Below are 12,321 nucleotides of genomic sequence, written 5' to 3'. Positions count from 1 at the left end.
TTGCGTCTTCTTTCTAACTTACATGCCTTCTGCCAGCATATGCTTCAAGAACCGGCCTGTATAAGAAGCTCTCACTTCAGCCACTTGCTCAGGCGTGCCTTCAGCTACAAGCATGCCGCCTGCTGCGCCGCCTTCCGGGCCAATATCGATCACCCAGTCAGATTCCCGAATCAGCTCCAGGCTATGCTCAACGACGACAACGGTATTGCCAGAATCGACGAGCTTGCTGAGCAGCACATGCAGCCGCTTGATGTCCGAAGGATGGAGACCGGTTGTAGGCTCGTCCAGCAAATACAGCGTATGATCTTTCGAGGGTTTGCTCAGCTCCTTCGCTAACCTGATTCGTTGACCTTCACCGCCGGATAATGTTTTGACCGACTGACCCCATTTCAAATAACCGAGCCCCACCTCGCAAAGCATTGCGACAAGCGCTGCAATCTTCGTCTCCGAGCTTAAGATTGGCAGACTTTCCTGTATGGACATATTGAGCAAATCGGAGATCGAATACCCTTCATATTGGACTTCCAGCACTTCGTCTGTAAATCTCCTGCCTTTGCAGTCATGGCACTTCACCTCTAGATCGGGCATGAAGTTCATGTCTACCGTCAACACGCCCAAGCCTTGGCATGTCTCGCAGCGCCCTCCCGGTGTATTGAACGAGAAGTGCTTCGAAGTGAGCTTCCGCTTCTTAGCCTCCGGCAAAGCCGCGAACAGCTGACGCAAATGCGTGAATACATCGGTATACGTTGCGACATTCGAACGCTGCATTCTTCCCATTGGCGTCTGATCGAAAATGACTGTATTCCCCGCCTGTTCTTCTGCGAGAATATCGAATACGAGCGTCGACTTCCCGGAACCCGATACCCCCGTTACGGACACCAGCTGCCCCAGCGGGAAATGGACTTCCGGGATGTTCACATTGCGAAGCTTCGCATTCTTAACCGTAATCTGCTTGCCATTGCCTTTCCTGCGAAAGCGATCAGAAGCGGAAGTAGCAGCGGCTGCCCTCTGCTTCTCTTCCCTCAAATAAGCGCCCGTGACCGATGACTCGCTTGTCAATAAGTCTTCCAAGCTGCCCTCGCCTACAACGGTGCCGCCGTACAGGCCAGCCCCCGGTCCGATATCGATGATATGATCGGCCGCTCGCATCATTTCGACGTCATGCTCAATCACGAGCACCGTATTGCCTAGATCGCGAAGCTCTTGCAGGACTCGAATAAGGCCGACCGTATCGCGGGGATGAAGCCCCGTCGTCGGCTCATCGAGAATATACAGCACTCCGGTCAGACCCGACCCAAGCAGCGATGCAAGCCGTAGACGCTGTGCTTCACCGCCGGACAACGTTACCGTCTGACGGTTCATCGAGAGGTAACCAAGTCCGACATCCATAATCCGTTTTAGCCGGGTTGGCATGTCGTGAAGAATCGGTTCAAGCAGATGCAGCCCCTCTGTCGGGATCGTATCCCTCAACGCATTCGTCCATGCGTATACTTCGCCAAGCGACCAGTCCGATACATCCGTAATCGATGTGTCTGCCACTCGAACTTGACGCACCTCTTGTTTCAATCGTGCGCCGAGGCAAGCCGGACATTGCTGTTCATGGAAGAAGCCGCCTTCCTTTTCCTGCGTTCCCGCTTCCGCTTCTTTCTCCTTATAGCGCCGCCATAAACCAGGGATGACGCCTTCGAACTTCGTACCTTGGACAGGCTTAACATTCGGATAATGACGTTTGAAAGCTTCGCTTTCCACGCCGTAATAGAGCAAATCCCTTTGAACCTCGCCATAGTGCTTCAACGGCTGATCGGGATCGAGCTCGAAACGATAATGCTTAGCCGCCGCTGCGAGTATGCGAATCTGAATATCGCGATGAACGCCGCTCAGCGAGGCAACGCCTCCTTCGCGCAAGCTTAGCTCTGGGTTGAAGACCGCCGCTTCATTGATTCTGGCCACATGGCCAAGCCCGCCGCATGACTCGCAAGCGCCTTCCGGCTTATTGAAGGAGAAGTGCGACATGCCTAACTTCTCAAGCTGCGTGCCGCAATGCGGGCAGCCTATCGTCTGACGCTCCATCCAATCGTCTTCCTCCGTGATGGCTCCTTGCGGCTCGAATGAGGGCGCGATTATTTCGCTGCATGATGGACATACCCTTTCGCCTAGTCTGGCGAAAACAAAGCGGACGAACGTATAGATATCCGTCACCGTCCCGACCGTCGAACGCGGATTGCGATTGGTCACATGCTGCCCAACGCTTATAGAGGGCGACAATCCTTCGATCGCATCCACCTTCGGCTTGCTGATGGAATCGGATGTCATCCCCATAGAATCCAAGTACAGCCTTTGACATTCCCGTTGGAGCGTATCCATCGCTAACGTTGACTTGCCCGAACCTGACGGCCCGGTAACAACGACAAGCTTGTACTTTGGAATCGATACATTTATATTTTTTAAGTTATTTTCCCGCGCGCCTTTGATCATGATCCTATCTTTCATCAAAAATGAAACCTCCCTCGCTTTATTTTGCACTTAAAGATCGTTTAGTATAGAATGTATTTAATTGTTCGATTCATCAAATATCTCTATTATCTAATATCTCGCTTATCAAGATATTTATATCTTAAGAGGAGGTTTGTTCTTTTGTCAAGTCAACAACCTACGCCAACAACTCATCTGCAGGAGCAGCTCGCTCTGCGCATGCGGGGACTCGGAAGCCGTACCGTCTTGTATCAACAAAACGTTGCTGCAGCGCTCAAGGTATACAATAGCGATTTTCTGTCCGTCGATATTTTGCGCGAAAGAGGTCCAATTACGGCAGGCGAGCTGTCCAAGTTAACCGGCCTATCCACCGGCAGCGTTACCGCGCTAATCGATAGGCTGGAGAAGAACGGCTTTGTCCGCAGGCAGAATGACCCCAATGATCGTCGCAAAGTCATAATCGTTCCGATATACGAAGAGAAGGAAGACGTCAGCCATATTTATATGCCGCTTAACGATGCCATGATGGAGCTGGCCTCCACCTATTCAGATGAAGAACTTACACTTATCACGCAGTTTCTAGACAAAGCAAGCAACGTTATAGAGGAGCAAATGACTGCGCTCAGCTCCACCACACGCAGCAAATCAACGTCTTAACCACTTCGCTCTATCTGCGGCTACCAAAAACAGCCCTGCATCTCCATTATGGAGAGCAGAGCTGTTTCGTATAATCACATACTAATGCGCGAGCGCAAGCGCGGAAGATTGGATGAATCGAACGTAATTGGCCGCTTCCTGCTTGAGACGATCATCCGTTATCTCCATTGCACCGTAAATTTCGAACGACGGCAAATAGGTGCCTCCGCATCTTTTAATCGTCCGCTCGATCGGCCGGAACAGCTCGCTAAGCGTATATTCATTGTCGCCGCCGGATCGGTATGAATTCCATGTGCCTCCAGCTGTTGTCGCGATCGCGAACTCTTTGCCGTGGAGATGATTTCCGCCAGGACCGTATGCCCAGCCGTACGTTAACACGTCGTCGAACCATTTTTTCAAGAGCGGCGGGCTGCTATACCAATATAGCGGGAACTGCAGCACAATACGGTCATGCGCAAGCAGCAGCCCGTGCTCTTTCTCCGCGTCGATGTCCCAACCCGGATACTCCGCGCTTAGATCGCGATACGTAACGTTCGACTCCTCCATGGCAGCAGCTGCCAGCGCCCGGTTAACCCGAGATTCGCCAATATGGGGATGCACAGCAATAATCATTATGTTCATAACAACCATCCTTTGTTCGATAATTGCAGAATCGCGATCTACACCCCCATTATGGACTCGATGCAAAGTTTAGGAAAGTACGCAGTTTTTACGTACTTGGTACGGTTAACCATACTTAGTACGCTGGAAAATCGTACTCCACAATAACGGGATTCATCTGTTAAAATGCAAGTATCAGTCTTAGCACTAGATAGTCGGGAGTGAATCGTAATGGGACTAACGAACGGAATCATCGCTACGCTGCAAGTCATCGGGGGCAAGTGGAAGCCGCTTATCTTATTCCTATTGCTGAATGAAGGAACGCTTCGATTCGGAGAACTGCGGCGTTTGCTGCCGAATATTACGCAAGGCATGCTGACGAGCCAGCTTCGCGAAATGGAACGCGACGGTCTTGTCGTTCGCCGGGTATATCAGGAAATTCCGCCGAAGGTCGAATATGAGTTGTCCGAGCATGGCCGTTCGCTTCATCAGGTGCTGGCCGATATGTGCGGTTGGGGCTTTACCCATATCGATTATATGAAAGAGACGAATAACCAAAGCGATGATGAGGCGGCTCTCTCGCCAATCAGCAGCGGCAACAACTAGTTTCGCAGTTTAGTTGCCAGTCTATCGTTTTTGTGATAAAACGAACTTATCTTTCTTATATTTGGAAGAAAAGGAGCTGCGTATACGACAATGGAGAAAGCTCTACTTGGCCGGACAGGATTGCCGGTAACGAAACTTAGCTACGGCGCTATGGAAATTCGAGGTCCACGCGTATGGAGCGGAAGGCCCTTCGAGGATACAGACGCGGAGCGCATCTTGAATGCCGTACTGGACTTAGGCATCAACTTCATCGATACCTCTTACGACTATGGCAGAAGCGAGGAATTAATCGGCCGTTTCATCAGCCATCGCCGGGATGAATACATTCTCGCCACGAAATGCGGCTGCTGCGTCACCGATCGCGGCGACCATGACGAAACCTCTCATATTTGGACGCGCGACAACCTGCTGCATAATATAGACACGAGCCTGACAAGAATGAAAACAGATTATATCGACCTACTCCAACTGCATGGCCCAACACCGCAGCAGGCCGAGGAAGGCCAACTGGTCGATGTTCTGAAGGAAATCCAAGCAAGCGGCAAGGTTCGTTATATCGGAGTGTCCTCCTATCTCCCCAACCTGCCCCCGTTTGTCGAATGGGGCGCATTCGATACGTTCCAGCTTCCCTACTCCGCCTTGGAGCGGGAGCATGAAGATTGGGTAACGAAAGCTGCCGGCACCGGAGCTGGAATCATTGTCCGAGGCGGCGTTGGCCAAGGCGAGCCGGGAGTCGGGCGCGGATCGACAGACCGTTGGAGCGCATGGGAGGAGGCAAAGCTTGACGAACTGCTGGAGCATGGCGAACAGCGAACGGGCTTCTTGCTTCGCTTCACCTTGTCTCATCCGTCCATGGCGACGACGATCGTCGGAACGAAGAATCCTGATCATTTGGCGGAAAATATCCGCTATGCCGAGATGGGGCCATTGCCTGACGAAGTGTATGAGGAAGCGAAGAAGCGTCTTGATGCGATCGGACGCAAAGCATTAACCATCGCGTAAGCGACAACCCAAATAGCTCATTCCTAGGCCAACATGGGCCATGTGGAATGAGCTTTTTTTAATAGGCAATCCCTATTAATCCAACGCTACACTAAGCGTCCAATGGTTCGTCGAATGTCCTTGTACTTGCTTTACTTTGCCAATTCGATGTGCATAATCAACGCTATCCATATAGCCGGAAGCAGGCTCGATGGCGAATGTGTAATCGTCGAAGCCGCCATAGTTGGCCCAGATGGCCAAATAAGGATTGTCCTCCGGAGAGAAGCGGAATGAAATGCGATCGCCCGTGACTGGATCCGTCAAGCTTGCGTATCCGTCCTGCAAAGCATCCGTGAAATAATATTTCTCCGCCGCCAAGGTTGAGCCGTCCTCCATAACGGACAGGTTGACTTCAGCTCCGTTATTTGTCGAAGCTATAGGGAAGCTCGTCACGTCCAGCTGTTTTCCGATTCTATCAAGATGAGAGTATGAGATCTGAATATTGCCGCTGGACGGCTCGGTATCAAGCTTCATGCCGGGACTAACGGCTAATAGTGGATGGGCTGCCCACAAATAAGAGAACACATGCGGCGTAGTATTATCTAGCCGGTAATCGATCTTCAGCTCATTGCCAACAAGCGCGATTGTCTTCGTCAGCCGATAGGGCACTTGAACGCCCTCGACAGACAGAATTAGCCGATCGCCATCAAATTCTCGGGTCCATGGCATACACCATACTTCGCCGTGATCCGGATATCGCTTATCCGTCCAAGGCTCATCCGGACAGGGACATGCTAGTATAGTCGGGAACATCTCGTCCCATCCTCCCCGATCCCCTTCGCCCCAGGACATGCCATAATGAAGCTCCTCCCAGGGCCGATCCGTACGATGAATCCACTCCCTTCCGGAGCGCTTATCCTCGAGCGAGATGATTTTGCCTCCCCGTTCCGGAACGATACGAACGATTATCCGTTCGTTGTCAACGATTAAGCACGTATAGCCTTGTTCTTCGCATTCGCTCCATGTAGTGGTCATTGTGATTCCTCGCCTCTTGTTTTTTGAAATAATAAACATAAACTATAGATAGAACAATTTATTGCGGCACAGGAGAGATATCCGAGTGAGAACCGATCTGCGCATGGCGCCATTGTACTTTTCATATGAACGCAAAAGCAGCTACGAAGAACAATACCAAGGCGTATTTCATGCCCATCTAGAAGTCGAAATTTTGATGATCCATGAAGGCCAGGGCTCGATTATCGTCAATCAGCGGAATTACGAGATCAAGCCCGGCATGATCTGCGTATTCCAGCCCTTCCAATTGCATCATGTGCAAACGGTAATTGGAGAAAATACGCCTTTCGTGCGCTCCGTCATTCAATTCGAGCCGTCGCGATATGAAGCCTTCTTTGAGAATTGGCCTGCTCTACATGCTTTCTTCAAGCAATTTCACAAAGGAAAGCCGCCCTCTCCCGGGTATTACGAACCTAAGGAGATGGAGCGGCTATCGCATATTTTGCTAAGTCTGCAAGAGACGATAGAGAGCTTGTCCAAGGATCAATATCTCGAGGAGTTCTCTCTTTTCCTGATCGCTTTTTTCCGTACCTTCAGAACGCTGTACGAGAGCCGGCGCTTGGATTCGCAGGCGGAGCCGCAAACTCGTCAACCGCACCAAGCCGAGAAGATCATGGAGTGGCTGGAGAGCCATTACAATCAACCCTTGCGCCTGGAGAAGATGAGCACGGATTTGCACCTTTCTCCGCATCACTTGTCTCATTTATTCAAGGATTGCACGGGCAGCACGATATCGGAGTATTTAACCGCCAAGCGAATGCAGCAAGCCGTCATTCTTCTTCAATCGAGCGATTATGCCGTTTCCCGAATTGCCGAGGAGGTAGGCATTACGAACAGTTCCCACTTTTGCAAGTTATTCAAAAACCATTTCGGCTCGACGCCTTACCAATACCGCAGGCAATGGCAGGATGACGTCAAATAATTCGAATCGCGTCCCGCTGTGCGATTAAGCTGAGCTCGGCCGCCTTGAAGGCATGCTCTTGGGTCATTGCGTTCTCCGTGCGATGCAAGCAGTCCAAGATCAGCTGTCCGAAATAAGGGAATCCTACCCTGCCTTGCACCTGAATATGCTGCTCTCCCGCCCCGTTGACGAGATACACATGTTCTCCCGTCGCTTCTCTGCCGATATCGACATACTTGCGCAATTCGATGTAACCATCCGTGCCTAAAATGGTCGTTCTGCCGTCTCCCCATGTGCTTAGCCCGTCCGGCGTGAACCAGTCCACTCGGAAATAGCCGGTTGCTCCGTTATCCCCGATGAACGTGGCATCCCCAAAATCTTCAAAGTCCTTATATTGCGCGTGATGATAGTTGGCTACTTTACTATGAGAGAAGATCGCATGGCGAGCGCCGGTGTAATACAAAAATTGCTCGACTTGGTGGCTTCCGATGTCGCACAGAATACCGCCAACGGACTCCATCTTGAAAAACCAATCCGGTCTTTGGTTCGCGCTCATTCGGTGGGGTCCAAGCCCGATGACTTGCAGGACGCGGCCTATCGCGCCTTGCTCGATCAGCTGCCCCGCATAGATCGCGCTTTCCGAGTGTAACCTTTCGCAGTAATACACCGCATATTTCCTGCCTGTTTCTTTCACCATGGCGCGCGCCGATTCCAACTGCTCCAATGTCGTGAAAGGAGCCTTATCCGTGAAATAATCTTTTCCTGCCGCCATGACGCGCAAGCCGAGCGCGCAACGCTCCGACGGGATCGCAGCCCCCGCGACTAAGATAACGGATGGATCAAGCAAAATCTCATCCAAAGACGTTGCGACGCGGGCACCCGGAAATTTAGTGGCAAATTCGCTTGCTTTCGCCGTGTCAGGATCGAACACCCATTTCAGTTGACCACCCGCCTCTTGAAGTCCGTTGCACATCCCGCCGATATGCCCGTGGTCTAAAGCTGCAGCCGCGAAAATAAATTCACCTGGTTCGCATACCGCATTACATGTGCCAACTGGCGCAAAATGCATCCCGCTGATCTTCTCCATATGGCTTCTCTCCTATGCTTTGTAGTCGCTGCCGGTAGATATCGAGAGCGCTTGGAAGTTTTCTATGGATTTATTTTTTTCATAGAAATGGGTCGCATTGGCCTGAATGCCTTCTCTTGAATAAAAGACATCATCCGGCTGCAACGGCAGCTGGACAAGCTGGCCTGTACTTGCCGATTTATAAATCGCCGTAATCATCTCCAAAGTCTGTCTGCCGCTGATGCCATCGATCAACGGAGCGGTGTTCTTCTCGATGGCAGTAAGAACATCGTCAATTTGTCCGGCATGCCCTTCGTGAACGACTTCGGGCAAGCTCTCGTAATAAGCATGAAGCTGCTTCTCCAATTCGGTATCCTTCTCGGGGAATCCATTGGAGAGCGAAGTCGACGCCGTTACTTTCCAAGGGACGGACACTCTGGCTTTGGCTCCTTGGAATATTAACTGCTGTTCTTCGCCATGGTGGACGACGGAGCTCGTAATTTGCCCCAATGCCCCGTTATCGAACTTGAGCATGCCGATAGACAGATCCTCTACTTCGGCATTGTCATGGGATACGTTGCTCATGAAAGCTTGCACTTGATTCGGCCTGCCGTTCATCCAAAGCATCGCGTCGATATGATGTACGGCATGGTTTAGCGTCGGTCCTCCGCCCTCTTTCTCCCAAGTGCCTCTCCACCACAAATCATAATAGCAATGGCCGCGCCACCAGAAAGAGTCTACTTGAACATGCACGATATCGCCCATCAGCTTGCTGTCGAGAACGGATTTTAATTTCATCATCGGCGTTCTGAAACGGTTTTGCGCAACGACGGACAATATTTTCCCGGTTCTGCGGGCAGCATCATTCATTAAATCGCATTCCTCCAAGGAGGAGGCCATCGGTTTTTCTACGAGTACGTGCTTATTTGCTTCCATAAAATCGACCGCCAGAGAAGCATGCGTGTAAGGAGGCGTGCAGATGGATACGAGATCAATATCTTCCGCCAGCAAATCCTGAACGTTTTTATAGCCTTTGGCCTCAAGCCCGAACTTCTCGATCTGGGCCCATGCTTTGTCTTCATAACTGTCGCTAATAGCCACAATCTTGCAGCGGTCCGGAAACTTTAAATACGACTCAATATGTGCGCTGGAGATGGCCCCTGCGCCGATAATAGCAACCTTAAGCATCTTTTAACCTCCAATGGATTTGATGCTTTTATCGTAACAAGGACACCGCCCGAATTGTGACTTCATATTGCGTAAAAATACCGCTACTTTGCGGAGGAAATTCAGACTAGACATATGATGAAAAAGGCAAGCTCGGTGAGCCTGCCTTTCTCATTTTTATAGGTTGTTCTATTGGCTTTTGCTTGCGAGAAACGCAGAGGCCTGCGCCCTGACTTCGGTTTTCACTTTGTCGATGCCTGCCGCCTTCATCTTGTCATTCAGCGTTGCAATCGCGCTGTCGACGTCTTTGACGGCCCCGATCGTAATCGGGAGGAAATATTGGGCCGCAACGTTTTTCAAGTTTGCAACCTCCGACTTGATGCTCTCCGTATTGGCCGCAAATCCTAGATAGGTTGCCGGCGCAAGATAGTCTTTGATTTTGCCGTTCAAATCAATGTATGAATCCGTCCACGAAACGCTAGGCTTGAAGAAATCTTTGTTAACGAACCAGAAGCCTGCCGCATCGGCCGGGTACGTGTTCGTATCCGGTGTCACTCCATCTGGAAGTGTAAGCTTATCGTCGCCAGTAATAGCGTAATGTTTTCCTTCGATGCCATAATACGCCAGATACACATAAGACTCGTCCTGCATGATCAGATCAAGCGCTTGCAAGGCTCTCTCTGGATTTTCCGAATTTGCAGCTATCGCAATACCGTTATTCAGCCAGCTGCTTGACGGAGCATGACTCGTTGGAGAAAGCACAGGCATAATATACGTTTCGATTCCTTTGTCTTGGCAGCTCGCCAATGTCGCTTGAATATCGATGGAGTTGCCGAACGCCACGCTCGCCTTGCCTTCGCAGAAGTTGTCTTTGGAACGTACTTTGTTGGAATACGGATTTTTATTGACGTAACCCGCGTCGTACCACTTTTTCATAATATCGGCTGCATATTTGTACGAGCTTTGGATCGGCTCCTCTGCCAAGGTGATCACTTTGCCGGAAGGATCCTCGTTATCGGTAAACACGCCGATCGACATCGGATCCCCCGAGTCCATCGGAGCGCCTTGATAAGCGAACTTCTCGCTGACGAGCGCGCCGAACGGAGCCGGCAGGTCGTATTGCGAATCCAGGTTCAACGGTATCATATCCGGATAACCTTGCTTGACTGCTGCAAAATAAGAATCGAGCTCGGATATTTTCGTCGGACTGGTTAAACCGGCTTTGTCCATGATGTCTTTGCGCAGAACGATAACGTTCACTTTACGGTCAGGTGTCGTCGTAGGTATCATATATTGCTTGCCGTTCACTTGCGCAGCTAGGTATGCTGCCGGGTCCTGCTTCTCGAAGTATTTTGGCATATACGTTTTCAGCAAATTCTCATCCAGCTCCTTGAACGAGCCTTTGTTCGCTTCCGAATTGTAGAAGTTCCAATCCGCCGCGAACACGAAGTCAACGTCTTCGCCCGATGCAAGAATAAGCGGGTACTTAGAGGCAACATCGCCCCAGCCGATGTAATTGATTTCGAGCGTTGCGTTTATATCGTTCTTAAGCTTCTCGTTGAGCGCTGCCATCACTTCGGGCATTCCCTTCGGTGCTTCGCCTAGCAAATATCCGACGAGTTTGACTTCTTTGGAATTGTCCGGCCCCGCTGCCTCCTCCGTCGACGCCGGCGCATTACTTGATTCTGCCGGAGCATTCGTAGCTGGGCTGTTCGTCTTGTTGTTGTTGCCGCTGCAAGCGGCCAGTACCATTGCAAACATAATTACCGCTAAAATGGCTAGACTGCTTCTTTTCACTGCTTTCATCTGATTGCCTCCCTTTTTTTCGTTCAAATCATTTATATATAAATTCCGTCATCCATCCGGAACCTATATTCAGCCTTTGACGGCACCGATCGTAATGCCGCTTACGAAGTACTTCTGCACAAATGGGAACACGAGTACGATCGGTCCCGTAGCTATGACGGTCATCGCAAGCTTGAACGTTTCCTTTGGCGTGTCCAGATTCGATACATGCTGTGCCATAGCCGCTGATAAATTAATGGCCGACAGCATCTTGTAGAGCAAGTATTGCAGCGGCATTAGATAGTCTTTGTTCGTGAACATCATCGCCGTCCACCAGTCGTTCCAATAAGCAAGCGCCGTGAATACGCCGATGGAAGCAAGCGCCGGCTTCGTAAGCGGCAATACCATTTGCAGAAAGATGCGAAAGTCGCCGGCCCCGTCGATTTTGGCCGATTCGATTAACGGCTCCGGAACCGATCCACGGATAAAGCTTCTAAGAATCAGAATGTACAAGACGTTAAACATCGGCGCCAAAATAAGAACCAAATACGTATTCGTCAAGTGAAGATTGCGGCTTAGCCAAATGTAGTAAGGCGCAAGCCCGCCGCTGAACAACGTTGTGAAGAACAGGAAGAAGGATAACGCGTTGCGGTACCTCAGCTCCTTGCGACACAAGACGTACGCTGCCATCGTCGAGATGAATAAGGAGACGACCGTCCCGATGCTTGTCACGATGATCGAAACTTTATACCCAGACAATACATCCTCGGGGTAACGAAAGATGTAGGCAAACGCCTCAAGCGAAAATTCGCGCGGCCAAAACCAATAGCCTTCTCTCATCACCGAGCTTTCCGAAGAGAAAGATCCCGATATGAGCACGATGAACGGCAGCACGCACACGATGGCGATGATGGATACGATCGCGTACGATACGACCGTAAAGAACGGTGAAGAATTCAACTTTTTATTTGTGGTATTACTGCTCAAATTAGTCACCTGCTTTGTAATGGAA

General features: G+C 50.6%; 11 protein-coding genes. 4 read left to right on the top strand and 7 right to left on the bottom strand.

The features are described 5' to 3' along the window. Positions 1–18 precede the first annotated feature (18 nt). Complete coding sequence (locus AC0YN0_RS04565; protein ID WP_475820900.1) at positions 19–2,490, bottom strand: ATP-binding cassette domain-containing protein; 2,472 nt, start codon at positions 2,488–2,490, stop codon at positions 19–21. Positions 2,491–2,634: 144 nt separating this feature from the next. Between AC0YN0_RS04565 and AC0YN0_RS04560 the strand changes: the two genes are divergently transcribed. Next, the gene (locus AC0YN0_RS04560; protein ID WP_475820205.1) at positions 2,635–3,129 is read left to right on the top strand and encodes a MarR family transcriptional regulator; all 495 of its coding nucleotides are present in this window, start codon (positions 2,635–2,637) and stop codon (positions 3,127–3,129) included. Between the two features lie 81 nt (positions 3,130–3,210). Here the strand turns inward: AC0YN0_RS04560 and AC0YN0_RS04555 are convergent, their stop codons facing one another. After that, a complete protein-coding gene (locus tag AC0YN0_RS04555) occupies positions 3,211–3,750 on the bottom strand; it encodes an NAD(P)H-dependent oxidoreductase (protein ID WP_475820204.1) in 540 nt (179 codons plus the stop codon). Between the two features lie 210 nt (positions 3,751–3,960). On the opposite strand from AC0YN0_RS04555, the gene AC0YN0_RS04550 reads away from it, so the two are divergent. Further along, a complete protein-coding gene (locus AC0YN0_RS04550; protein WP_475820203.1) occupies positions 3,961–4,335 on the top strand; it encodes a winged helix-turn-helix transcriptional regulator in 375 nt (124 codons plus the stop codon). Positions 4,336–4,425: 90 nt separating this feature from the next. Beyond that, on the top strand, positions 4,426–5,337 hold the full coding sequence (locus AC0YN0_RS04545; protein WP_475820202.1) for an aldo/keto reductase: 912 nt from the start codon (positions 4,426–4,428) through the stop codon (positions 5,335–5,337). A gap of 75 nt (positions 5,338–5,412) precedes the next feature. Here the strand turns inward: AC0YN0_RS04545 and AC0YN0_RS04540 are convergent, their stop codons facing one another. Continuing rightward, positions 5,413–6,351, bottom strand: a complete 939-nt coding sequence (locus AC0YN0_RS04540) for an aldose epimerase family protein (RefSeq protein ID WP_475820201.1) — start codon at positions 6,349–6,351, stop codon at positions 5,413–5,415. Positions 6,352–6,436: 85 nt separating this feature from the next. On the opposite strand from AC0YN0_RS04540, the gene AC0YN0_RS04535 reads away from it, so the two are divergent. Continuing rightward, positions 6,437–7,312 carry a helix-turn-helix domain-containing protein gene (locus AC0YN0_RS04535; RefSeq protein ID WP_475820200.1) on the top strand — a complete coding sequence of 292 codons (876 nt, stop codon included), beginning with the start codon at positions 6,437–6,439 and terminating at the stop codon, positions 7,310–7,312. Here the strand turns inward: AC0YN0_RS04535 and AC0YN0_RS04530 are convergent. The 4 genes from AC0YN0_RS04530 to AC0YN0_RS04515 form a co-directional block, all read right to left on the bottom strand. Further along, positions 7,305–8,378 carry a Gfo/Idh/MocA family protein gene (locus AC0YN0_RS04530; RefSeq protein WP_475820199.1) on the bottom strand — a complete coding sequence of 358 codons (1,074 nt, stop codon included), beginning with the start codon at positions 8,376–8,378 and terminating at the stop codon, positions 7,305–7,307. The genes AC0YN0_RS04535 and AC0YN0_RS04530 overlap by 8 nt on opposite strands. Before the next feature lie 12 nt (positions 8,379–8,390). After that, the gene (locus AC0YN0_RS04525; RefSeq protein ID WP_475820198.1) at positions 8,391–9,545 is read right to left on the bottom strand and encodes a Gfo/Idh/MocA family protein; all 1,155 of its coding nucleotides are present in this window, start codon (positions 9,543–9,545) and stop codon (positions 8,391–8,393) included. A gap of 168 nt (positions 9,546–9,713) precedes the next feature. Continuing rightward, a complete protein-coding gene (locus AC0YN0_RS04520; RefSeq protein ID WP_475820197.1) occupies positions 9,714–11,330 on the bottom strand; it encodes a DUF3502 domain-containing protein in 1,617 nt (538 codons plus the stop codon). A 69-nt stretch (positions 11,331–11,399) separates the two neighbouring features. Then, positions 11,400–12,305 carry a carbohydrate ABC transporter permease gene (locus AC0YN0_RS04515; RefSeq protein ID WP_475820196.1) on the bottom strand — a complete coding sequence of 302 codons (906 nt, stop codon included), beginning with the start codon at positions 12,303–12,305 and terminating at the stop codon, positions 11,400–11,402. Positions 12,306–12,321 lie beyond the last annotated feature (16 nt).

The organism is Paenibacillus sp. J22P218, assembly GCF_056269195.1.
Note: the sequence above shows the minus strand (reverse complement) of the source record. Positions and strands in the feature narration are given on the sequence as shown.

What these genes read in the sequence shown, in the direction of transcription:
- AC0YN0_RS04555 (WP_475820204.1), bottom strand. Translation starts at nt 3,750, where the DNA reads ATGAACATAATGATTATTGCTGTGCATCCCCATATTGGCGAATCTCGG.
- AC0YN0_RS04525 (WP_475820198.1), bottom strand. Translation starts at nt 9,545, where the DNA reads ATGCTTAAGGTTGCTATTATCGGCGCAGGGGCCATCTCCAGCGCACAT.
- AC0YN0_RS04540 (WP_475820201.1), bottom strand. Translation starts at nt 6,351, where the DNA reads ATGACCACTACATGGAGCGAATGCGAAGAACAAGGCTATACGTGCTTA.
- AC0YN0_RS04520 (WP_475820197.1), bottom strand. Translation starts at nt 11,330, where the DNA reads ATGAAAGCAGTGAAAAGAAGCAGTCTAGCCATTTTAGCGGTAATTATG.
- AC0YN0_RS04545 (WP_475820202.1), top strand. Translation starts at nt 4,426, where the DNA reads ATGGAGAAAGCTCTACTTGGCCGGACAGGATTGCCGGTAACGAAACTT.
- AC0YN0_RS04550 (WP_475820203.1), top strand. Translation starts at nt 3,961, where the DNA reads ATGGGACTAACGAACGGAATCATCGCTACGCTGCAAGTCATCGGGGGC.
- AC0YN0_RS04565 (WP_475820900.1), bottom strand. Translation starts at nt 2,490, where the DNA reads ATGAAAGATAGGATCATGATCAAAGGCGCGCGGGAAAATAACTTAAAA.
- AC0YN0_RS04530 (WP_475820199.1), bottom strand. Translation starts at nt 8,378, where the DNA reads ATGGAGAAGATCAGCGGGATGCATTTTGCGCCAGTTGGCACATGTAAT.